This is a genomic window from Bacillus sp. HMSC036E02 (assembly GCF_001836235.1).
Lineage (GTDB): Bacteria > Bacillota > Bacilli > Bacillales > Bacillaceae_G > Bacillus_A > Bacillus_A cereus.
This window is the reverse complement of record NZ_KV827836.1, coordinates 14,327-36,250: the sequence shown is the minus strand read 5'-3', so window position 1 is coordinate 36,250 and position 21,924 is coordinate 14,327. Positions and strand designations below refer to the sequence as shown.

Genomic DNA, 21,924 nt, shown 5'->3' with positions numbered 1-21,924 from the left:
AAACCGAACCTCCATTTAGATGATGGTTCGGTTTTTATTTAAATTACAAAATCCTCCGGAATAAACACTTTCACTTCTTTCGGCTGTACGTATACGAAATCACCCGCTTGAATGTTCAGCTGCTTGAACTGTTCTTTCGTAATTTCTGCTTCTAAATATTCATCTGTTCCGTCTCGTTTTAATTCTACATATACGACAGGTCCGACTGCGTGAGAATAAGATACTTTTGCGGGGATTGCATCTATGCTTTGTTTCGTACGAGAGATTGATAAGTCATGCGGCCTTACGTAGGCTATTCCGTCTACGTTGGAAACGTGCTTATGCTCTGGTGCTTCTAGTTCGACCGATCCTACATTTAGCTTTCCTTTATGAACGCGGCCGTGAAATAAATTTACATTTCCTAAAAAATCGTAAACGAACGGGCTTGCTGGGTTTTCATATACTTCTTCCGGTGTTCCCATTTGTTCAATGCGACCTTCATTCATTACAACGATACGGTCTGCAACGTCTAACGCTTCTTCTTGGTCATGCGTTACGAATACGCTCGTAATTTGAAATTCGTCATGTAATTTTCGGAGCCATCTTCGTAATTCTTTTCTCACCTTTGCATCGAGTGCACCGAACGGTTCATCAAGTAATAAAATTTTCGGTTCGACTGCAAGTGCCCGGGCTAGTGCAATACGTTGACGTTGTCCACCAGATAATTGCGCTGGATAACGTTTAGCAAAGTCATCCATTTTTACGAGCTTTAATAATTCTGTTACCTTTTCTTCTATCGCTTCTGCTGACGGTCTTAAGCTTTTCTTTCTTACTTTTAAACCGAAAGCGACATTCTCAAATACATTCATATGTTTAAAGAGCGCATAGTGCTGAAAGACGAAACCGACTTGCCTGTTTTTCACGTGAATGTCTGTTAAATCTTCTCCATCAAATGAAATAGAACCTCCATCCGCTTCTTCTAATCCTGCAATAATGCGTAATAACGTCGTTTTCCCAGAACCTGACGGGCCTAATAAGGCAACAAGTTCACCTTTTGGAATATCCAAATGAATGTCTGTTAGTGCTTGAAATGTACCATATTGCTTTGATACACCTTGAATTTGAATACTCACCGTAATCCCCCTTATTGTCGTTTTTCCATTCGCCATTCAATCCAGTTTTTTATAACGAGTGTAAACACTGCAATTAATGACATTAACGTCGCTACTGCAAATGCTGCTGAAAATTGATATTCATTGTACAAAATTTCAATATGGAGCGGCATCGTGTTCGTAATGCCACGCACGTGACCTGATACGACAGAAACGGCTCCAAACTCACCGATAGCACGGGCATTACATAGAATCATGCCGTATAAAAGACCCCATTTTATATTTGGAAGCGTAACGCGCCAAAACATTTTCCAGCCACTTGCGCCAAGTGATAAAGCTGCCTCTTCTTCACTTTTCCCTTGCGCCTGCATAACCGGAATTAATTCACGTGCAACGAACGGGAAGGTTACAAAGATTGTTGCGATAATAATACCTGGTACAGAGAAAATGATTTTCACTCCATGTTCAAGTAACCATTCGCCAAGAGCACCCCTCGGTGTGAAAAGTAAAACGAATACTAATCCTGCGATAACTGGTGACACAGCAAACGGCAGTTCAATAAGAGAGAGTAATACTTGTTTTCCTTTAAACTGAAACTTTGTAATAAGCCACGCGGCCGCTACCCCAAATATCGTATTAAGCGGCACAACGATTAACGCAACGAGAAGCGTTAATCTAATTGCTGAAAATGCTTCTTGATCTGTAATAGCGGCAATGTATACATCCATCCCTCTTTCAAAGGCTTTTAGAAAAATAGTTATGAGTGGCAGTAATAGAAAGAGAGATAAAAATAAAACTGTAATCGTAATTAATACGCCTGGTACAAGCTTAGATTCTTTTTTAGCTGATACGCTTTTTACTATTTTCTTTTCTAATAATGTTGGTTCCATTTTCTCTCCTCCTATTCACTTTTTAGTTCATGCCTTCTACTCCAGCTTTGAATCATATTAATAAGAAGAAGGAAAAGGAGGGAAATAATAAGCATCACGGTCGCTACAGCTGTTGCCCCCGCGTAATCATATTGTTCTAGTTTCGTCATAATCATCAGTGGTGCAATTTCTGTTTTCATCGGCATATTACCTGCGATGAAAACGACAGATCCGTATTCTCCTAATGCTCTTGCAAATGCGAGTGAAAAACCGGCAAGAAGAGCGGGAAAGATTTCTGGTAAAATGATTTTCACAAATATTTGTAAGCGGGATGCACCTAAACTCGAAGCTGCCTCTTCTACTTCTTTATCAATATTTTGCAGCACTGGTTGCACCATTCGAACGACAAATGGTAAACCGATAAAAGTAAGCGCAACGATAATTCCGAGTGGTGTAAAAGCTACTTTTATATGAAACAGACTAAATATTTTCCCAATCCATCCATTTTCCGCATAAAGCGTTGTAAGTGTAATACCAGCTACAGCTGTCGGAAGTGCAAACGGTAAATCAATGAGTCCATCTAATAGTCTTTTTCCTGGAAATTTGTAGCGTACGAGCACCCATGCTATTAATAAACCGAAAATGGCATTTACAATAGCAGCTGCAAATGAAGTTGTAAAACTAACTTGATAGGAATGCAACACACGCTCGTTCGTTATAACCCCAGCGAACTTCTTCCAACCTAACTGTGAAGTTTGAATAAATACGATAGAAAGTGGTATAAGTACAAATAAACTCATGTACAACATTGTAAATCCAAGCGATAATCCAAACCCTGGTAAAACACGTTTCTTCCTCATCCTCTTTCACCTCATCCCCCTTTAGCAGTACGCATTATTTTTGATAAATTTTATCGAATACGCCGCCGTCATTAAAGTGTTTCTCCTGCGCTTTTTTCCAGCCACCAAATAGTTCATCTACTGTAAATAATTGAACTTTCGGAAATTGAGATGTATATTTTTCTGCTACTTTTTCATTACGTGGACGATAAAAGTTTTTTGCCGCAATTTCCTGTCCTTTTTCTGAGTACAAATATTCAAGATACCCTTCTGCTACTTTTTTCGTTCCTTTTTTATCAACGACTTTATCTACAACCGCTACTGGTGGTTCTGCAAGTACACTAATAGAAGGGGTTACAATTTCAAATTTATCTTTTCCAAGCTCTTTTTGGGATAATAACGCTTCATTTTCCCATGCGATTAATACGTCACCAATTCCTTTTTCAACAAATGTTGTCGTTGCTCCGCGCGCTCCTGAATCTAATACTTCTACGTTTTTATAAATTTGGCTAACAAACTCTTTCGCCTTATCTTCACTATTATTATATTTTTTCAGTGCGTATCCCCACGCCGCTAAATAGTTCCAACGTGCCCCGCCTGATGTTTTTGGGTTTGGTGTAATGACAGACACACCTTTTTTCGTTAAATCATCCCAGTCTTTAATACCTTTCGGGTTTCCTTTTCGAACAAGAAATACAATTGTTGACGTGTATGGAGTGGAATTATTCGCAAGTCGCTTCTGCCAATCTTCTGCTAATTGTTTTTTCTTACTAATCGCATCAATATCATAAGCAAGTGCTAGTGTAACAACGTCTGCTTCTAAGCCATCAATAACAGAGCGCGCTTGACTTCCAGATCCCCCGTGTGATTGTTTTACATTTACTGTTTGCCCGTGCTTCTCTTTCCAATACTTCGCAAAATCTTTATTGAAATCTTGATATAACTCCCTCGTTGGATCATAAGAAACATTTAAAAGCTCAACTGTTTTTTTATCTCCACTTCCTTCAGAATTACTAGTGGATGTTGCCGAACCACACCCTGATAAAAGTACAACTGCTGATAATAAAACACCTGTACTTTTCATAAACGCTGTCTTACCCCACTTTTTCATCGTTAAGCCCCCTTAGTTTATACAATAGAAAAAGGCACACAATATATTCACAAATGTGAACATTGTGCGCCTTCAGTTTATCTGATTAGCTTCTAATGTATTCTATTCGATTTCTTTTCATTTTAATTCTGTAATTCACATGTGTCAACTTGGAATTTGAATTTTCTTATTAAACTAAAATATTGGCATACGTTGAGCCCAATGATTTTTCAAATCAGCAAATTCTTTTGGTAACTTACTATTTTCATTCCATTCTAATTTATATGCATTTACTAACACCGTAGCCATTGATTCACAGTCCACTACTCCATTTTGATTAAAATTACCGTTCTTATCACTTCCAGAGTTCATCCATAATTTAACAAATAAGATATTGCACCCGACGTAAGTGTTAATTTCTTCTGATCTACGTATGTCCCCTCCTTGTTGGTCATATACAGGTTTAAATATATGGCACCACCGCTTAATCAATACAAAAAAAATGAGGCAACCACCTCCAAAGATGGTTGCCTCATTTTTACACTTGCATCGCTTTCTCTCTCAATGCTCTTCTTAACAACTTACCCGTCGTATTCTTCGGCAATTCTATTAAAAACTCAATGCTTTTCGGCACTTTATATTTCGCTAAATGTAACGTACAGTAATGCATTAGTTCTTCTTCTGTTACGTTTGCTTGCTTCAAAACGACGTACGCTCGCACAGCTTCTCCTAAGTTTTCATCAGGAACACCGATTACGACAACTTCCGCTACTGATTCGTGCGTATATAATACTTCTTCTACTTCACGAGGGTATACGTTATAACCGCCAACTAAGACGATATCTTTTTTACGATCCACGATATAGAAGTAACCTTCTTCATCCATTTTCGCCAAGTCACCTGTATATAGCCAGCCGTCTTTCAATGTCGCAGCTGTATCTTCTGGTGCATTATAGTATCCTTTCATAACGTTAGGTCCGCGAACAATTAATTCACCGACTGCGCCGACAGGTACTTCTTCCCCAAGTTCATTTACGATTTTATTTTCTACATGCCAAATATTTGTGCCAATCGACCCTGGTTTACGAGGACGATCTAGCGGATTGAAACAAGTAACTGGTGATGCTTCTGATAAACCGTATCCTTCTGAAACAATAACGTTAAAACGTTTTTCAAAGTTTTGCAGAAGAGCAACAGGCATCGATGCACCACCGGAAATACAAAGGCGAAGCGTCTTCACATCTTCTGCGCTTGCTTCTTCAAATAAATATAAATAATTGTACATCGTCGGTACGCCAGCAAAGATCGTTGGTTCGTACGTGCGACAAATACGGAATACTTCTTTCGGACTAAATTTCGGTAACATTAAAATCGTTGCCCCGTTCACAATCGGTGCATTTACCGCAACTGTTAAACAGAATACATGGAACATAGGCAGTGCCGCAACAACGCGGTCATCAGCCGTATATTGTAAATACGACGCCACATCGTTCGCATTACTATATAAATTTTTATGTGTTAACATAGCGCCTTTCGGTTTTCCAGTTGTGCCCGATGTGTATAGAATAACCGCTACATCTTCTTCATCTAGTTCAGGACCTTCGTAAGTTGTATCTCCAGTCCCCACAAAACTAGTAAACGTTTTCATTTTTTCGGTTTCTGTATGGTTAAAATCTGATGAGGTTTCGCATATGATGATGTTTTCTAATGAAGGAAGTCTTGTTGTAAGAGATTGTATAACAGGTAGAAGGACGTCGAGTACGATGATTGTTTTTACATCTCCATTTTGTAAAATATAATGCATTTCGTCTGCTGTATAAATTGGATTAACTGGAATAACAGTTGCTCCGGCTTTCATTGTTCCGTATAAACCGACCAAAAAATGTGGTGAGTTCCCAACAACTAATGCGACATTGTCCCCTTTTCCAATGCCCATTTCTGCTAAATTGCTAGAAAACCTTGTGACCATTTTGTTTAATTGGTCATATGAGACCGACTGATCCATAAATATATAAGCCGGTTTTTCCCCCTTCTTTTTTGCCGTTTCAGCCAAAGATTGAACGAGATTCACAAAAACCCCACCTTTATAAAATTTAGAATATTTAAAAATTCTAAATTAATTATATTAAAAGAAAATTAAAGTGGCAAGTGATATTCTATTAACTGCATATAGACAGATCACCTTCTCTTAGTTTACTTTGGAAAAATAAGGGGACTTTATTTACAAGTAATTTATAACACTAGACCAAAAATCATTTTAGGATAATATGCGTTCATCTTTTCTCTAAGTTTAGTAAGTTCCTCTTTATTTAACGTCGTATGCTCTCCAAACAAGTTAATCGCGTCCGCCCCATCTTCATGAAAATACACCGTCACATATAATGCCGGTAACCCTATATTGTCTTCATCTATTGATAAGACGACATCTGGCGTTTTATTAACAGTGCTGAATGTTTCATTTCTTTTCCACTTCTTATTTTGAAACATGTCTTGTATATCATGTATCTTTCGTTTGTGATCTGTATGCGTAAAATATATAACATTATCCTCAGCCGGTTTTCCGATAGACAAAATTGTACGACTTGAGGGCAATCCACTGTTACACGCTGTCATTCCGATGACGAAGCTGAGTAATAATACAACGTACATCACCCTTTTCATTTCGATTCGCCTCCTTTTGAATATATATATTCCTTTATAAGAGGCAGATGTCCTGTGATTTTATGTTTTGCGGTAAATGAAATTATATGAGCGATTTTTCAGTTATATCAGCGCAGCTCGATTTATATCGGCGATTTTCCAAATATATCAGCGCAACTCGGTTTATATCGGCGATTCTCCAAATATATCAGCGCAACTCAATTTATATCGGCGATTTTTCAGTTATATCGACTTACCGACAAAACCTGACAATCTACGCAAAAAGAAAGAGGCTGCCCGTTATGGAAGCCTCCCTCATTTTTAGAAGAATAAATGTAAGAAATCTTCTGTTGTAATGTTACCGAAGTAGCGTGCGATATCTACGCCTTCTAAAGCTGCAGTGAATGCATCTTTATCGAACTGAACGCCTGTTAGACGCTCTTCAATATCATGAACATCTAGTGAACCGAAGAAGTCGCCGTAAATTTTGCATTCTGTTACTGTTCCTTTTTTCACTTCAAGACGAACGTCAACTTGTCCAACTGGGAAGCGGTGTGAATGTTGTAAGTTGAACTTCGGTGATTTTCCGTAGTTCCAATCCCAATTTTGGTAACGTTCTTCAGAAAGTTTATGGATCTCTTTCCAATCCTCTTCTGTTAATTCATACGTTGGGATTTCTGTTTCTCCTTCGAAAATTGTTTCTAGAAGAAGTTGTCTAAACTCTTCTGTCGTCATTTCTTCGTTTAGGAACTCTGTAATGTTCGCAACGCGGCTACGGATTGATTTAATACCTTTTGATTGGATTTTATCCATTTTTACTTTTAACGCTGATACGACGTGATCGATTTCAGAGTCAAATAGTAACGTACCGTGACTGAACATACGACCTTTCGTTGAGAACTGCGCATTACCCGAAATTTTTCTACCTTCAGCTAAAATGTCGTTACGACCACTTAGTTCTGCATTTACACCTAATTTACTAAGCGCTTTCGTTACAGGCTCAGTAAATTTTTTGAAGTTGCTGAAACTGTCTCCATCATCTTTTGTAATAAAACTGAAGTTTAAGTTTCCTAAATCATGATATACTGCGCCTCCGCCTGATAGACGACGAACGACATGAATACCTTTTTCTTTTACGTAATCTGCATTAATTTCTTCTACTGTGTTTTGGTTTTTACCAATGATAATCGAAGGCTCATTAATGTAAAACAGTAAATATGTTTCGTTAATATCTAAATTCTTCACACAATATTCTTCAATCGCTAAGTTTATTCTAGGATCTGTAATCCCTTTATTATCAATAAATAACATCGTATCACCTCATGAGTTCCATACGTAACCACTATGCGCTAACGTAATATGGCCACTGAAAATTTGTTTTGCTTCTGTTACTAAATCAGATGGGTTGCCTGTATGCGGTAAGTGCGTTAATAAAAGTTCTTTTACATTCGCATCTTTTGCAATACTTGCTACTTCTGTACTATTCATATGCCCTGCTTTTGCAGCCTCTTGATGTGCATACATATTACACTCACAAATGAAAAGATCAGCATCTTTCGTGAATGGAATGAATTCAGGAATATAACTTGAATCAGCGCTGTATACTACAGCATCATCTCCAGCTGTAATACGCATCGCAAAGCATGTAACAGGATGAACAGTTTTTAAGAACGAAATCGAGAATGGTCCAACTTGAAGTGTTTCTTCTGGATTGTACGCGATTCCTTTCGTATGTGGTTCATGTGTTAAAGAATGGAATCCATTCTCGTCAAACGTATGACCGTATATTGGTAATTCCGGTAGTTGCCTTGTTGTCGCACTCGTAATTAATCTCGCATATTGCAATACCCCGATATCCGCAACATGATCGTGATGATAGTGTGACAGTACAACTGCATCTATATGAGATGGTGTTATATATTTTTGAAGCTGTGCTAGTACACCACTACCACAGTCCACAAGTAAACGAAAACCATCGTGTTCAAACAAATACCCCGACGTTGCTTCTCCCGCTTCTGGAAAGCCGCCCCAAAAGCCGACAACAGTCATTTTCATATGTATCCATCCTTTCTAAAACCGAGTAGAAATGCATGTTTTACTTACATCCTACATTGTTAACTATAATCCATTTCCTAAACTTTTTCATTAATTTTCAATTTTGTTATAAAACAGTTATTGACTTTTATTTTTTGTACTAATACAATGATAGTAAGAAATGGAAATGGAGGGATTGACATGATCGATCAACCAATGGAGTTTTTCAGAAATTTACCGACGAAAACTTGTGCGCACTGCGGGAAAGAAATTGATGAGCAACACGAAGCATACCATAACAAATGTGATGATTGCGTTCACGAAGAATAGTAGTTTTTGAACATAAAAAAACCTAGCAGACATAGTCTACTAGGCTAATAACATCTTATCCTTCATCGTTGAACCTTTCACCAAGAGCTCCAGTTCAAACTCATACAATTCTTTTTTCCGATAATTTTTCGTATGGATTTTATCCATCATCAGGTCGACAACTTTTCTGGCCATTTCATCAATTGGCTGTTCAATTGTCGTAATACCTGGTTCTGTAATCTGCGATAATATTTGATTATCAAAACCGATAACAGCGAGATCATCTGGAATGCTCCAGTTATGGCGTTTCGCCTCTGAGATAATTCCAGCTGCTACCTCATCGCCTCCTGCCAAAATCGCGGTAGGATTTTTTTTGTCCTTTAATACTTCATGGAATATTCGTTTTCCATCTTCCCAAGAGAAAGCGTTTTCAAGAAAGTCAATCGCTTCTACTTGGCGGCTCTTCTCAGTTATTGCACGTAAAAAGCCCATTTTTCGCTGCTGGCTAACGACTTTGGTTTCGTTACCACGGCAAAAAATAAGATTACGATATCCTTGATCTAACACATGCTTCGCAGCTATGTATGCTCCTTGCGCATGATCAAACTTCACTGTTGGAATATTTGCTTCCTCAATATATTCATTACACAACACGATTGGACCGTGCTGTAAGTATGGCTCTACATCTTCCCACGGATTTTCTAGTGAACATAGAATAATCCCATCTACTTGTTTCGTAGATAATAATTGTAAATACTCCATCTCTTTTTCCGGTAAATATCTTGTTTGACAAATAATCAGTTTATATTTATGTTCAGAAGCAGCAATCTCGATTGCTTCAATAAATCTACTGAAGAAAGGATTTGTAATCCTTGGAACTAGCACCGCAATTGTTTCCGTTTTTTGTTTACGAAGCCTTCTCGCCGCAGAATTAGGAACGAAGCCTAAATGCTTCATTGCTAATTGAACCCTTTTTTTCTTCTCATCTGAAACATATGGATGATTATTAATCACCCTAGAAACCGTTGTCCTTGATAACCCTGCTAATTTCGCCACGTCCTCTATAGTCGACACGAAATTCTCCCCCTTTGCATGAAAACGTTTTCTTAAATTGATTATATAGTATATTATTGGAAACTGCAATATCGGTTGTTATGATTTTACTATATTAATATTATACATAGGTAAAAGTCTGTTAATGCAGGGGCAATATACTGCTTTTAGAAATTTACGTTATGTACATTCCTTTTCTTAATACCATATATTCTTTATTTAATATAAAAGCCCATCAATACATCATCTCCATATGATCCATCTTCATATTTAATTTGCTTTCGTTGTCTTCCTTCTTCTACAAAACCCATACGTTTGTACACTTTAATTGCCCGATCATTAACAGAAACTACACCTAAGCAAATTTTCTCTAAACCTTTCTGCCCTTTAGCCCAACTAATAAGAAATTCAATTAATTTCGTACCGATGCCTTGATTACAATACGCCTCTTTAATCCCCATTCCCATTGTGCCTGCGTGTTGTAACCGTTCTAGTTCATATCGGTTGAAAATTAAAAAGCCAACTACCTTCCCATCTACTTCATACACGATATAAAGATTTCCTTTCTCATTGCTTTTCCGTATCTTTTCTCTTTCTGCATTCATATCATTCGGTAACTTCTTCGGGGATACTATGAAAAACTTTGTAGTATTTTCCGATAATATAATTTCTTTTCTAATGTTCATTATTGCTTCTGCATCAGCCTCTTTTGCTAATCGTATCATTGAATCACCTCGTACTTTTTCTTTTAAAAAATAATATTAAAACTATAAAACGTCCAATATGCAATATTGCATATTGAGAATCTTTTTACTCTTGATACAATATTCATACATCAAAATAAAAGGAATGTATGCAATGAATCCAATCTTAACAGCTGCAAAACAACTATTACATAAAGAAGAAAAGATTTTATCTACTTTAAAATGTTCACTTACTGGCTATATGATTACGCATAAAGTCCCGTATCCTGGCATGTTACTTGCTACTAATCAAAGACTTCTCTTTTTTAGCCAATATAAAAACACATTCATTGCCGAATTTGATTATGAAAAAATTCTATCCATAGAAACGAAGAGAAGAATCTTTGACAAAAAAATAATATTTTACTATGAAGATGAATATATAACGCTTGGGTACATTACAAGTTCGAATGTTGAAGCGTTCATAGACTTACTACAAAGAAACAGCAAGACTAGCACAGGCTTATAATCAGCGGGGATCCCCTCGCTGATTCATTATTTTAACTCCTCCCACTTCGTCCAAACTTCTCTCCCGTTTATACGGTACATATTATCCTCTCTATCCATAAACCTATGTACAATAAATTCACGTCTAATTGTACAAAAATCATCATGATATTGTTTTATAAATGTATTAATTTCTTTTTCTGTATATTGATTTCCAGCATCTAACTTGCTAATTAAATGCTCTAACAATACTAGTTTCTTCTTCTTTTGACCTGGAATCGATTTTAAACGATCCTCTTTATCGAAAAAGTTACGAATGGTCGTATCACGGAATTTCATTTCACTTTCAGTCATTTTTTATCCTCCATCACTTTTTTTCTTTATCTTTTCACTTAAAATATCAATAAAGTAATATCCACCCATTAACACATAGTAGAACGTAAGTATTCCAAATGCATCTTTCATACTTGTATATACTTCTTTATCAAACAATATAGGTGAAAGGGCATAAACAAGAAAGATTATTAGCGGATTTACGATAAAATAATAAGTAAGATTGCCTTTCATCATATCAGCTCCTCTACCCTATGTTTCTCTGTAAATTGTTGTAATTCCTTTTCTTTCGTTTCTATAGCTTTTAGAAAGACTTATAGATGAACTAAGGAAAAGATGCCCTCTATTAAAATAAAAAAGCACCAAAAAGGTGCTTTTATCTACGCTTCAACCGATTGATTTTCAAGCACATTTTTAAATTTTCGTTTGTGCATCAAAGTTAAAGAAACGATTGTTCCAAATGATAATACAACGATAAAAATCATGAGTATTCCTATGTTTTTCCACATGAAGTCAAAGTCTCCACTCGATACGACTGCTTTCAATCCTGATACAGAGTATGTCATCGGTAACCAAGCATTGAATGGTTGTAAAAACTTCGGAATCAATTCTAGTGGGAATGTTCCGGCACTTGTTGTAAGCTGCATAATTAATGTGATGATGGCGATAAAACGGCCTGCATCACCAAATGCTGTTACTAAACATTGAATTAATGCGATAAAGGCTAAACTTGTAATGATGCTAAAGAGTATGAAGTATGGAATGCTTTGTACTTCTACACCTAATCCGAACAGTAATATAACATCTGCTACTATCGCTTGAATAATACCAACTGATAGTAAAACACCGAACTTACTAATAAACCAACTAAATCCTGATTTTGGAACGCCTACTGTATCACGTAATGGGTATACGATAGATAATAATAATGCCCCAACAAATAAACCGAGTGATAAGAAATACGGCGTAAATCCAGTTCCGTAGTTAGGAACTTCCGCCATTTTCTCTGTCTTCACTTTTACAGGACTTGCAAACATATCATACGTTTTATCCGTCCCTTTCACTTCACCAGTTTTCTCTGCCCCTTCGCCAAGTTTCTCAGCAAGTTCACCGGAACCATCATTTACTTTTACGAGGCCATCCGTTACTTTCCCTGATCCGTCTGCTAGTTTATTTACGCCGTCGATTAGCTGGGTTGAGCCAGTTGACATTTTGTTTAGGCCACCATTTAAATCGCCCAGACCAGTTGTTACTTGATTTGAGCCATCTGCTAATTTGGTTACTCCTACAGATAATGTACCTAAACCACCTGTTACTTGACTTGAACCGTCCGCTAATTGATTTATCCCACCTGCCATTTGATTTGCTCCTACAGATAACGTTCCTAAACCGCCTGTTACCTTTCCAGATCCATCAAACAATTGATTTACCCCATCAATTAATTGCCCTGATCCGTTTTTTAATTTATCTGCACCTACTTTAGCATTACCTAATCCTTCACCTAATCCATGAAACTTACTTACAAATTCGTTTTGTGCATTCGTTAATGTCTTAATACCACTCGTTAAATTTCCCACCTCTTCTGGATTCGGCATTTTGCTTTGCATCCCACTTGTCTTTTCACTGATTTCACCTTTTAATTGTTTTACTTCTTCATTTAATTTATTTGTTCCGCCTGCTACTCCAGCAGCTTTCTGTTGAACTGTCGCCGTACTTTTTACCGCATTTGTTATAAATGGCTGTAACTGCTCTTGATATTCTTTTGGTAAACTTTCAATTTGCTTTTGTAAATTTGCTACATCTTGCACTGCTGTTTTTGCATCCCTTGCTGTTGATTGAGTGAGTTCATTTAGCTGATTTACATTTTCTCCAGCTCCATCTATTTTCTCAGTTACTGTATTTAATATAGAAGGAACTTTCGACTGCATTTCCCCTAATCCTGCAACAGAGTTTTGTACTTTATTATTTAACTCTTGCAAACCCTTTTGAATCTCTTGAGAACCTTTCTCTAATTGACTTTGCCCTCCCGCAAGTTTTTCCATACCATTTGATAGTTCTGTTGTTCCTGTTTGTAATTCACCTGTTTTACTTACCAATATGCTCAGACCGTTCGTTACTTTCTCAGATCCATCACGCAATTCACTAATTCCTTTTTGCATTTCACCGGTTTTGCTATTTAACATATTTAAACCGTCTGTTACTTTCCCAGATCCATCTTGTAATTTCTCTATACCATTTTTGCTATTTAACGTATTTAAACCTGCTGTCACTTTTCCGGAGCCATCTTGTAATTTATTAGATCCATCTGCTAATTTCTGAACTCCATCCTTCATCTCCCCAGACTTCCCTTGCAGTGTATGAAGGCCATCCGTCACTTTACTTGAACCATCATGCAGCTCACTTGATCCGTCGTGTAGTTTATTTGCTCCTTCCGCCCCTTCTGCTAATCCTTTTGAGACGTCTTGAATGGAATCAAACATTTTCTCTGCATATGTTTTCGTTAACGTGCTTGCTACTTCACCTTTAATTTTTTCAATGGCTGTTCCGCCAATTTGTGAAGATAAGAAGTTCAAACTTTCGTTTGGAATATATTCTAAGTTTAATGGCTTCGGATCGTCTTTTAGTAACGTTGTAGCGTTACTTGAGAAGTCATTTGGAATGCGCACTAACATGTAATACTTTCTACCTTCCATTCCTTTCTTCGCTTCTTTTTCACTTACGAACTCCCATTTAAAACTTTTATTATCTTTTAAATTATCAACGAGCCCTTTTCCGACCTCAATTGATTTCCCATCAAATACTGCGCCTTTATCTAAATTGACTACTGCAACTGGTAAGTCATCTAACTGTTTATACGGATCCCAAAAGGCCCACAAAAACATCCCTGCATATAAAATCGGTACGAATAAGACCGCAATAATTGGAATTAATATTTTTTTACTTTTTATAATTTCCGTGAACTCTTTCCGAAGTAACTGATTCCCTTTCATAATTTCTCCCCCTTTTATAAAATGACCAAAATGTTCATATAGTCATTTTTACCCAAACAAAAAGGCTATACTTGTTCATACATATGCCTTATCCCCGAATTTATTACTATGCAACTTTTTCTTATTATGATTATAATTTTTCTATATCCCCCCTTAACTTAAATATATGACCGCATTGTTCATTTGGTCATTTTTTATAAAATTAAAAGGATTATCTTAGTTTGACAATCCTTTTAGTAAATAAAGTTCAAATAACTCTGCAATTTTTTCTTTTTCTAGCGGTTCGTGATTTTTTTCCCAATCAAAAATAAGCGATACATATAGACGAAGCATAATAAATGCTGTAATTTCTGGATCACATTTGCTAATTTCACCTTTTTCAATCGCAATTTTTAAATACGATTGAATAACAGAAACGATTTCCACATCAACTTGTTGCATCACTTCTTGTACTTCTTTCGTTCCCATATCGCGCTCTTCTTGAATTAATTTAATCATGAGCTGATGTTCTTTTCTAAATTCCAAGATGCTATATAATGCTCTATGTACATTTTCAAAAAATGAAACATCTGAACGAATTGCATTTTCTGCAACTTGCTTCATTTCTGTAATTAAATTAGAAATAATTTCACCAAATAGCTCTTCTTTATTTTTGAAAAAAGTATAAATCGTTCCTTTTCCTACATTCGCTAACTTCGCTACTTGATCCATCGTTGTTGCTTTATAACCGAACGCTGAAAAAGACTTTGTTGCAGCTTCAATAATAGAACGTTTTCGATCTATCGCCACATTGTCACCTCCAAAAATGACCGATTGGATAATATAGTCAATCAGTACATCTTTGATATTACCACACGCTTACATTCTATACAAGTTCTCTTTTTATTATTTCCAGTATAAAAAATTCCAGTCAAGTTATATCATACTGTCCATAGTTTATCAAAAAGTATACTTGTATGGAAAGCTAGAATATATTCATAAATAATTGCTGACTAGATCCCACTAGAAATTTAATAAAATAGACAGTGTTCTTAAAACCAAAGGTTTAAGAACACTGTCTATTATTTTGACATAGAAAGTAATATTTTCTCCATTTCTTTCTTAGTTAGCTCATCATCGATTATCTCTTCGTATATCTTTGTATCTCTTGTAAAAATATCATTCACTATGACAATTTGATAATCACTATTCTTACCTTGTGCTGGTACAAACATTTTAAGGCCTCTTAACTTCCCCTCTCCATGAGAAGATTTATTATATACCATTTCTTTCCCGTCTAAACTATAACTTTCTAGATTCTCTACTCCAGGCATCATATAGTGTAGCGGATCCTTAGTGCCATTACCATTACCATCCATATACATCCTTGACTGATAAATCGTAAAACCATATTTTCCTTTTGTATATTCTGATTTAATAACTAATTCTACATCTCTTCCAAAATATGAGTCAGCCCACTCTCTCTTTAACTCATAACCTTCAGGTATATAAGTCGGCTGCTTAATTTGATACGGTACATGTTCTTTTGCTTCTTCCATAGTATATGTTAAAGACTTCTGCAATTTATCATCAAAAGGTTTTAATTTCTTCTGAATAGTAGCTAGTCTTTCTTGATCAGCTTTCTTCAAGCGTTCAGGTTTATATTCCTTTGTATCTCCATCATAATTCTCAGGCACATTTTTCTTAACCATTGCTTTTTTCTGAATTTCGCTAGCCTCTTTAAATAATTGGACATATTGTTCAAATTCTTCTTTTGTAAAATTCTTTTCTGCCAAATACAAAAAATCTGTATCTCTTTTATATGATTTTATCGACATACCCCATTCTCTACTTGCATTCTCTGGTGTACCATATACTGTTTCTATCGCTTTTTCAAATGCAGGTTTATATTGCTTGTTTTCTACAACCTTTTCCTTCTGTCTTTCATCTCCCTCAGTTATCCTTGCATTTAATAAAAATCCGCCTGCTATAGCTGCTATCGCAATAACTCCGAGTAAAGAAAGACGATACGATTTCTTTTGGAATTTTTTAATCATAATGATTCTCCTTTTTAGTGTTCGTTTATTTCTACTTAAATTTGCTAGGCTTGGTACTTGATAGGAATAGTGTTCTAAAAGGGTAATAATTGTATGACCGTATGCAATTTGCTCCTCTTTATCTATAAAAGTAAGTGCATATGCATCACAGGCTAATTCTTGATCTTCTCGCATACAAAAATAGGCGTACCAAAGAATTGGATTGAACCAATTTAATAGGATTAAACTGTACATAATCCAATTTACAGCTACATCGTTTCTCTTAATATGAGCTAACTCATGGTAAAAGACATATTGTAATTGTTGTTCATTTAATACTTTCATATGTTTTTTTGATAGTAATACTTTCGGGCGAAAGAAACTAAAAACCGTTGGACTTGCAATCTTTCCTGCAAGACGTAATGAAACTGCCTTCTTCATTTTCATAGACTGCTTACAGCGATTAAACACTGTAGTGACCTGTTCGTCCGTAATATCCGGTTGTTTCTTTATGTAAGAATATAAACGTCTATTTGTAAGAAACGTGATGGCTGCTAATATGATTACCCCAGCTAGCCACACATACAAAGCAAGTTTGTATAAAGAAAATGTAGTCTGTTTTTCCGAACTGACTTTTACTTCCGGTTCGCTAGTTTTTGTCACCATTTTAGAATTTGATTCCAATTCCACTTTTCGGTCGCTTTCTATGTTCACTATATTCTCAGTAGCCGGCATATTTTTTGGAATAACTTCCGATACGCTAGAACTATAAGAAAGTAATGAGTAAATGCTATAAGAGCTATCTGGCGACCACGGTAAAAGGAGTCTTATCATTAATACGATCCACAGCATATATTGCCACCGGGGGGTTAATTTATTTCTAAATAGAACTTTTATACATAAAATAAATCCGACTAATATGCTAGCCATAAGTGACGTTTCTATAAGCCAATCAAAAAAATGAGGAAGGTATACATTTATAAGCGTGTTTATCATTTTTATCGATCCTTCCTCTTATTCTCCTCTGTCTTCTCATCTAAAATGCGTTTTAATTCATTAATATCTTCTGAAGATAATTTCTCCTCTTTTAAGAAATTAACAAGTAATGGCTTAAACGCTGCACCGCAAAAACGTTTTAGTAAAGATTTCGTTTCCACTTGCAAATAATTATCTTGTGATACTAACGGGTAATAAGCGTACATACGCCCTTTATCTTGATGGTAAGAAACGGCTTCCTTTTGCACTAATCGATTAATTAATGTGCGGATTGTTTTCGGTTTCCAGTCCATTGCATCTTCCAGTTCTTCTATAATTTCATTCGCTGTTTGCGGAGAATTCGACCAAAGTACTTTCATAATTTCTAATTCCGCTTCAGATATTTTAGGTAATTGATTTGTCATCGTATGTTTCACTCCTAAGTATTACATTTGTAATCTATAATTAAGATTACAAATGTAATACTTAATTGTCAACCATATTTTAGAAAAATTAATTTCAGCTAAACCTTACTTCACAACAACAAAATTCCTCTTTTTCAAATAATCAAATAAAAAAACAAGAAAATCTTTACAATTAATAGTAATATAGAAAATAGACAAGTTTATCAAAACAGTGGAGGCTTTTTCAGTCATGATGCGTGCACTTCGTTTAAATATAAAGCAAGCTTTTTGTAGTCGTATTTCTTTAATTATGATGCTTAGTGGATTCGTTCTTATTTGCATTTATCACTATTATTATGTAATTCGTTATTTAGGAAACGCAGCAAATGGTCCTATATCAACAGATTTAAAATGGATTGGATTTCGCGACAATGAAATGGATGTTTATTTATTATTAATGCCAGTTATTGCGAGTTTCCCCTTTAGTACAAGTTACAATTCGGATAAGTCCGATGGTTTTAAACCGTTTGTGAGTAAGGGGATTTCTATATTTCCTTATTCAGTAGCGAAATATATCGTTACGTTTTTTTGCGGAGGATTTCTTTATACACTTCCATTCATCTTATCGTTATTATTTTGCAAATTAACCATTCCAGACGGAACACCTACGGTTGGTTCAGGCATCATAAATGCTGATGGAATGTTCGCAAACCTATATTTTGATGCGCCTCTCACTTACATTGCTGTATATATCGGAATTAATTTTTTATTTGCAGGTTTAATGGCCCTTTTAGGACTTGCTGCATCTGTATGGTCACAAAAAGACTATATGGCAATTCTCTTTCCATTTGCAGCCGCCTCCATTCCTTACGTCCTGCTAAATACAATACTTCCTTCAATAGGCGGAGCACCTTTTCATTTATATGATCCGAAACAACCATTGCAAGGCATGTCACCATATATTTTAATGACGCAATGTGCTTTCTTCCTTTTCGTTAGCTTACTTATGTATATACAAGGAGTAAAGCGGGATAGAAAAAAATATAAAAGAAGACTGCAAAAAAGAGAGCGGTGTAGAAAAGCGTTTCAAGTATAATAAAACCCTAATTTCCTTACTATATTGGAAATTAGGGTTTATTTACTATTCACTTATGGCGTACCTGCCAACCCCCATAAAATAACGACCGCTACAAAATAAATTGCTTTAATACCTACAACTAAACATAATGAAACAATTGCATATTTACTTAATTCTCTTCTTGCACCTATTAAAGTGAAAATAACCGCCAAACTAAATGTTATATAAGAAGCTGCTGTATGTATTAAGTTATACGTAATATCTAGATTGCTTGTAAGTCCTGTTATATCAGCTACAAACTGAAGCATGATGATCGTACTAAAAAAAATTGCAAACTGATTCATTACCTTTCCATTTATTTGTAACTGCATTGTTGTCCCCCTTATTAAAAACTAAATATTCAATCAATTTTATCATTAGATTACAAAAAAAGGAATCATCTCTTTATACTATTCTATAACGATGCAAAAAAAGAACGCTTAGTCACCTAAGCGTTCCCCACTTTAAGAAGCCTTCTTCAAATCAATTTGAGCAAGTACTGGGTCGTGGTCACTTACACGTCCGTGTTCTTTCATAATGTTTGAGTTTAAGTGTACTGGGTCTACAATTGTGTGTGGTGCGATATTGTTTGTTACTAAAATATGATCTAACACTTGTGCATTTCCTTCGTGAATGTACGTGTAACGATTCTCTTTCGGCACTGTGTTTAACATATCTTTTAAGATTGTTCCCTCTAGTGTTTTTAGTGGTTTAGAGAATTCGAAATCGTTCATATCACCTAACACAACAACTGGTGCATTTGTATTCTTTTTCTGAATTCCTTGCACGAAATAATTTACTTCTTGTGCTAACTGAATTCGTTTGTCTTCACTCTTTAATACGAGCGGCTGCACTTTTCCAAATGGCGTTGCATCTCCTAGTTTTGAGTTTAAGTGATTTGCAACGACAACAATGTTTTGTCCTTGGAACGTAAATTCTGCCGCTAGCGGTTTACGTGTACTTTCAAACAATGGATTTTCGTCTCCAATACGAACAACATTCTTATCAAGTAACTTCGGTACCGTCGCTAATTTCACGCGTGATGGATTATAGAAGAAGCCGACGCGAATATTCGCTCCTGGTGCTCCTCCATCTTGATTATTGTTTGGAGCGATTTCTACATACTCATACTTCGGTCCACGAATTTCTAGAACTGCATCAATGATACGTTTTGCGCTTAATGACGCATCTGTTGTACCGTCATTAATTGATCCGTTATTATCTTGCATTTCCTCTACACCGATAATATCTGGCATTTTTAAATTGTATTTAATAGAATACGCTAACGCTTTTACTTTTTCATCTGTTGTTTCTTTTTTATTCGCCGAGAAGTTTTCAATGTTATATGTAGCAACCGTTAACTTATCAAGACGTGGCTGAATATTTGCCCCTAATTGCTTAAATCCACCATCCACTACAGCTGGCAGTTCTGTTATTGGCGAAATACGGAAAGAACCGTAATCATATCCTACTACCCCTGTTATATCTCCAGTAAAAGTATCTCCTACTTTTGCTACATAATCGCGAGGTACTTTTACAGAAAGGCGCTCTGGGTTTAATTGATTTTCATCTAATAGAGGTGTGCCATATTGTGTTACTATTTTATCTCCACCATTTTTTACTGTTACATATAAATTTCCGTTTTTCTGAGGTGTAATAATTTTTGGTGTTGGCATCGTAACACGCATACCTTCTATACTTTCATAGAAGTCGATTGCATCTTCATTTGGATCAAATAAACCAAATGCATCATTATCAATAATCTGGTCCGGGATTTTCACACCGTTTTCCCCAAGTACAATCGGTGCTGGCAAAGATTGATCTTTTGCGATTACAGCAACGCGGCTCGCTTTAATTTCAGTCGTCGTTAAGTCTGTTTCAAATCGCTCTGCATATCCTGGTCCAACATATTCTTCTACTACTCCATCAACTTGAATAAGATCTCCTACTGCTACATTCACATCTTTTTTATATACGTACATACCTTCTGAAGTAGCTGGATCATTATCTGGCTGATTATCTTCTATATAAAAGCCGTTTTTATCAAGCGCTGTGACAACGCCTTCCACATTGTTTACTTTCTTCCCGTTGTAAGGAGACATATGTGATTTCCCTTGAATGTCATGAATACGAACCTGTTCATTATTTACGATAATAAATGAAAATGTCGAAATTGCTGAAGGAATAAGTCCTTCTTTTTCTGCGATTGCTTTCACTACACTATTTTCATTCACTATAATTTGTCCATTATAACGAACACTTTTATTAGTAGGATTAGAGCCATCTAACGTATAGTAGATTGTTGCGCCTTCTGTATTCGTCGTTAATGTTACCGCTGTTCCTTTAGCAACTTCTCCACCGTTCGGTGAAGCTACTACATCGCTAACACGGTTTTGTCCTTCACCTTGAAACTTATAAGCTGTTACTGATTTTAGACCTGGGTTACTAAAATATAATTCAAGGGTCCCAGTCAAACTAACTTTCTTCCCGATATTTTCAGGGTGATCTTTTACATTCACTGCCGTTCTCACATCACCTTTCGGTAACTGAACGGGCATGATTTTGTCTGGATTCGTTTCGTTTGGCGAATCTGCAATTGCTACGTTTGTATCATCAAACTTAGCTGGATCCTTCGTATATTTAGAAGAACTTTGCGTATATCCAACAATATATCCTTCTACTATCCCCTTCGTTTTCCCTTGCTGCTTAAATACTTGAATTGCTTTTTCTACTGACATAGAAGCAGTTTCTTCTGCTTGCGCTAAAGTTCCAGTAAAGGAAAGCAATAGCAAGAATGATAAAAAGACACTTAACAATTTCTTCACAGCCATTTTCCTCTCTCTATTTCATATTTTCTCAGCATTTCTATCATAACAAATGATTCGTTATATAGAACTATATTTCGACAAATTTTACAAAAGATTTATTTAATTTACAAGCTTTCAAACTATAATACAAAATAATAATTTTACACC

22 protein-coding genes are annotated in these 21,924 nt (G+C 35.9%); 3 read left to right on the top strand and 19 right to left on the bottom strand.

Annotated elements, in window-relative coordinates:
* Positions 1-38: 38 nt before the first annotated feature.
* From HMPREF2590_RS11735 to HMPREF2590_RS11690, 9 genes are all read right to left on the bottom strand, one after another.
* Positions 39-1,112: a sulfate/molybdate ABC transporter ATP-binding protein gene (locus tag HMPREF2590_RS11735; RefSeq protein ID WP_000027091.1), complete on the bottom strand. Its 1,074-nt coding sequence runs from the start codon at positions 1,110-1,112 to the stop codon at positions 39-41.
* Between the two features lie 11 nt (positions 1,113-1,123).
* Positions 1,124-1,981 carry a sulfate ABC transporter permease subunit CysW gene (gene cysW, locus HMPREF2590_RS11730; RefSeq protein ID WP_000433831.1) on the bottom strand — a complete coding sequence of 286 codons (858 nt, stop codon included), beginning with the start codon at positions 1,979-1,981 and terminating at the stop codon, positions 1,124-1,126.
* Between the two features lie 11 nt (positions 1,982-1,992).
* Positions 1,993-2,820, bottom strand: a complete 828-nt coding sequence (cysT, locus tag HMPREF2590_RS11725) for a sulfate ABC transporter permease subunit CysT (protein WP_001227879.1) — start codon at positions 2,818-2,820, stop codon at positions 1,993-1,995.
* A 34-nt stretch (positions 2,821-2,854) separates the two neighbouring features.
* Positions 2,855-3,910 carry a sulfate ABC transporter substrate-binding protein gene (locus tag HMPREF2590_RS11720; RefSeq protein ID WP_000758703.1) on the bottom strand — a complete coding sequence of 352 codons (1,056 nt, stop codon included), beginning with the start codon at positions 3,908-3,910 and terminating at the stop codon, positions 2,855-2,857.
* A gap of 174 nt (positions 3,911-4,084) precedes the next feature.
* Positions 4,085-4,261, bottom strand: a complete 177-nt coding sequence (locus HMPREF2590_RS11715) for a hypothetical protein (RefSeq protein WP_043328703.1) — start codon at positions 4,259-4,261, stop codon at positions 4,085-4,087.
* A gap of 166 nt (positions 4,262-4,427) precedes the next feature.
* Entirely contained in the window at positions 4,428-5,960 is a 1,533-nt protein-coding gene (locus tag HMPREF2590_RS11710) for a fatty acid--CoA ligase family protein (protein WP_001055200.1), read from the bottom strand.
* Between the two features lie 161 nt (positions 5,961-6,121).
* On the bottom strand, positions 6,122-6,550 hold the full coding sequence (locus HMPREF2590_RS11705; RefSeq protein WP_000832629.1) for a hypothetical protein: 429 nt from the start codon (positions 6,548-6,550) through the stop codon (positions 6,122-6,124).
* A 300-nt stretch (positions 6,551-6,850) separates the two neighbouring features.
* The gene (gene lplA / locus HMPREF2590_RS11695) at positions 6,851-7,840 is read right to left on the bottom strand and encodes a lipoate--protein ligase (protein WP_000897280.1); all 990 of its coding nucleotides are present in this window, start codon (positions 7,838-7,840) and stop codon (positions 6,851-6,853) included.
* A gap of 9 nt (positions 7,841-7,849) precedes the next feature.
* Entirely contained in the window at positions 7,850-8,584 is a 735-nt protein-coding gene (locus tag HMPREF2590_RS11690) for an MBL fold metallo-hydrolase (RefSeq protein ID WP_000784690.1), read from the bottom strand.
* 180 nt (positions 8,585-8,764) lie between these two features.
* Here HMPREF2590_RS11690 and yhfH point away from each other — a divergent pair, with 180 nt between their 5' ends.
* Entirely contained in the window at positions 8,765-8,893 is a 129-nt protein-coding gene (gene yhfH, locus HMPREF2590_RS11685; protein WP_000567010.1) for a protein YhfH, read from the top strand.
* A 39-nt stretch (positions 8,894-8,932) separates the two neighbouring features.
* Here yhfH and HMPREF2590_RS11680 read toward each other — a convergent pair whose 3' ends face one another.
* Both HMPREF2590_RS11680 and HMPREF2590_RS11675 read right to left on the bottom strand, forming a co-directional pair.
* Positions 8,933-9,946 (bottom strand): LacI family DNA-binding transcriptional regulator, encoded by a 1,014-nt coding sequence (locus HMPREF2590_RS11680; RefSeq protein WP_000103715.1) that lies wholly within the window; start codon positions 9,944-9,946, stop codon positions 8,933-8,935.
* A gap of 194 nt (positions 9,947-10,140) precedes the next feature.
* Positions 10,141-10,650, bottom strand: coding sequence for a GNAT family N-acetyltransferase (locus HMPREF2590_RS11675; RefSeq protein WP_000620019.1), 510 nt, complete (start codon positions 10,648-10,650; stop codon positions 10,141-10,143).
* 133 nt (positions 10,651-10,783) lie between these two features.
* Between HMPREF2590_RS11675 and HMPREF2590_RS11670 the strand changes: the two genes are divergently transcribed.
* Positions 10,784-11,137, top strand: a complete 354-nt coding sequence (locus HMPREF2590_RS11670) for a PH domain-containing protein (protein ID WP_001068220.1) — start codon at positions 10,784-10,786, stop codon at positions 11,135-11,137.
* Between the two features lie 26 nt (positions 11,138-11,163).
* Here HMPREF2590_RS11670 and HMPREF2590_RS11665 read toward each other — a convergent pair whose 3' ends face one another.
* The 6 genes from HMPREF2590_RS11665 to HMPREF2590_RS11640 all read right to left on the bottom strand — a co-directional run bounded on the left by HMPREF2590_RS11665 (position 11,164) and on the right by HMPREF2590_RS11640 (position 17,853).
* A complete protein-coding gene (locus tag HMPREF2590_RS11665; RefSeq protein ID WP_000140286.1) occupies positions 11,164-11,469 on the bottom strand; it encodes a DUF2087 domain-containing protein in 306 nt (101 codons plus the stop codon).
* Between the two features lie 3 nt (positions 11,470-11,472).
* Positions 11,473-11,685, bottom strand: coding sequence for a hypothetical protein (locus HMPREF2590_RS11660; RefSeq protein ID WP_001986098.1), 213 nt, complete (start codon positions 11,683-11,685; stop codon positions 11,473-11,475).
* A 143-nt stretch (positions 11,686-11,828) separates the two neighbouring features.
* Entirely contained in the window at positions 11,829-14,438 is a 2,610-nt protein-coding gene (locus HMPREF2590_RS11655) for a YhgE/Pip domain-containing protein (protein ID WP_070861402.1), read from the bottom strand.
* A gap of 216 nt (positions 14,439-14,654) precedes the next feature.
* Positions 14,655-15,227, bottom strand: coding sequence for a TetR/AcrR family transcriptional regulator (locus HMPREF2590_RS11650; protein WP_000963378.1), 573 nt, complete (start codon positions 15,225-15,227; stop codon positions 14,655-14,657).
* 272 nt (positions 15,228-15,499) lie between these two features.
* Positions 15,500-17,449, bottom strand: coding sequence for a M56 family metallopeptidase (locus HMPREF2590_RS11645; protein ID WP_000611130.1), 1,950 nt, complete (start codon positions 17,447-17,449; stop codon positions 15,500-15,502).
* 2 nt (positions 17,450-17,451) lie between these two features.
* Positions 17,452-17,853, bottom strand: coding sequence for a BlaI/MecI/CopY family transcriptional regulator (locus HMPREF2590_RS11640; protein ID WP_000184503.1), 402 nt, complete (start codon positions 17,851-17,853; stop codon positions 17,452-17,454).
* Between the two features lie 229 nt (positions 17,854-18,082).
* Between HMPREF2590_RS11640 and HMPREF2590_RS11635 the strand changes: the two genes are divergently transcribed.
* Positions 18,083-18,928 carry a hypothetical protein gene (locus HMPREF2590_RS11635; RefSeq protein WP_000984174.1) on the top strand — a complete coding sequence of 282 codons (846 nt, stop codon included), beginning with the start codon at positions 18,083-18,085 and terminating at the stop codon, positions 18,926-18,928.
* A gap of 53 nt (positions 18,929-18,981) precedes the next feature.
* Here HMPREF2590_RS11635 and HMPREF2590_RS11630 read toward each other — a convergent pair whose 3' ends face one another.
* Together HMPREF2590_RS11630 and HMPREF2590_RS11625 are read right to left on the bottom strand one after the other, a co-directional pair.
* The gene (locus HMPREF2590_RS11630) at positions 18,982-19,281 is read right to left on the bottom strand and encodes a hypothetical protein (RefSeq protein ID WP_001176844.1); all 300 of its coding nucleotides are present in this window, start codon (positions 19,279-19,281) and stop codon (positions 18,982-18,984) included.
* A 132-nt stretch (positions 19,282-19,413) separates the two neighbouring features.
* Positions 19,414-21,780 carry a DUF6359 domain-containing protein gene (locus HMPREF2590_RS11625; protein ID WP_050821708.1) on the bottom strand — a complete coding sequence of 789 codons (2,367 nt, stop codon included), beginning with the start codon at positions 21,778-21,780 and terminating at the stop codon, positions 19,414-19,416.
* Positions 21,781-21,924: the final 144 nt, after the last annotated feature.

Bases quoted from the DNA above. Each gene is read 5' to 3' on its own strand.
- HMPREF2590_RS11690 (WP_000784690.1), bottom strand. From the start codon at position 8,584: ATGAAAATGACTGTTGTCGGCTTTTGGGGCGGCTTTCCAGAAGCGGGA.
- HMPREF2590_RS11645 (WP_000611130.1), bottom strand. From the start codon at position 17,449: ATGATAAACACGCTTATAAATGTATACCTTCCTCATTTTTTTGATTGG.
- HMPREF2590_RS11630 (WP_001176844.1), bottom strand. From the start codon at position 19,281: ATGCAGTTACAAATAAATGGAAAGGTAATGAATCAGTTTGCAATTTTT.
- HMPREF2590_RS11640 (WP_000184503.1), bottom strand. From the start codon at position 17,853: ATGACAAATCAATTACCTAAAATATCTGAAGCGGAATTAGAAATTATG.
- HMPREF2590_RS11705 (WP_000832629.1), bottom strand. From the start codon at position 6,550: ATGAAAAGGGTGATGTACGTTGTATTATTACTCAGCTTCGTCATCGGA.
- HMPREF2590_RS11665 (WP_000140286.1), bottom strand. From the start codon at position 11,469: ATGACTGAAAGTGAAATGAAATTCCGTGATACGACCATTCGTAACTTT.
- cysW (WP_000433831.1), bottom strand. From the start codon at position 1,981: ATGGAACCAACATTATTAGAAAAGAAAATAGTAAAAAGCGTATCAGCT.
- HMPREF2590_RS11675 (WP_000620019.1), bottom strand. From the start codon at position 10,650: ATGATACGATTAGCAAAAGAGGCTGATGCAGAAGCAATAATGAACATT.
- HMPREF2590_RS11720 (WP_000758703.1), bottom strand. From the start codon at position 3,910: ATGAAAAAGTGGGGTAAGACAGCGTTTATGAAAAGTACAGGTGTTTTA.
- HMPREF2590_RS11660 (WP_001986098.1), bottom strand. From the start codon at position 11,685: ATGATGAAAGGCAATCTTACTTATTATTTTATCGTAAATCCGCTAATA.
- lplA (WP_000897280.1), bottom strand. From the start codon at position 7,840: ATGTTATTTATTGATAATAAAGGGATTACAGATCCTAGAATAAACTTA.
- cysT (WP_001227879.1), bottom strand. From the start codon at position 2,820: ATGAGGAAGAAACGTGTTTTACCAGGGTTTGGATTATCGCTTGGATTT.
- HMPREF2590_RS11715 (WP_043328703.1), bottom strand. From the start codon at position 4,261: ATGAACTCTGGAAGTGATAAGAACGGTAATTTTAATCAAAATGGAGTA.
- HMPREF2590_RS11655 (WP_070861402.1), bottom strand. From the start codon at position 14,438: ATGAAAGGGAATCAGTTACTTCGGAAAGAGTTCACGGAAATTATAAAA.
- HMPREF2590_RS11670 (WP_001068220.1), top strand. From the start codon at position 10,784: ATGAATCCAATCTTAACAGCTGCAAAACAACTATTACATAAAGAAGAA.
- HMPREF2590_RS11635 (WP_000984174.1), top strand. From the start codon at position 18,083: ATGATGCGTGCACTTCGTTTAAATATAAAGCAAGCTTTTTGTAGTCGT.
- yhfH (WP_000567010.1), top strand. From the start codon at position 8,765: ATGATCGATCAACCAATGGAGTTTTTCAGAAATTTACCGACGAAAACT.
- HMPREF2590_RS11625 (WP_050821708.1), bottom strand. From the start codon at position 21,780: ATGGCTGTGAAGAAATTGTTAAGTGTCTTTTTATCATTCTTGCTATTG.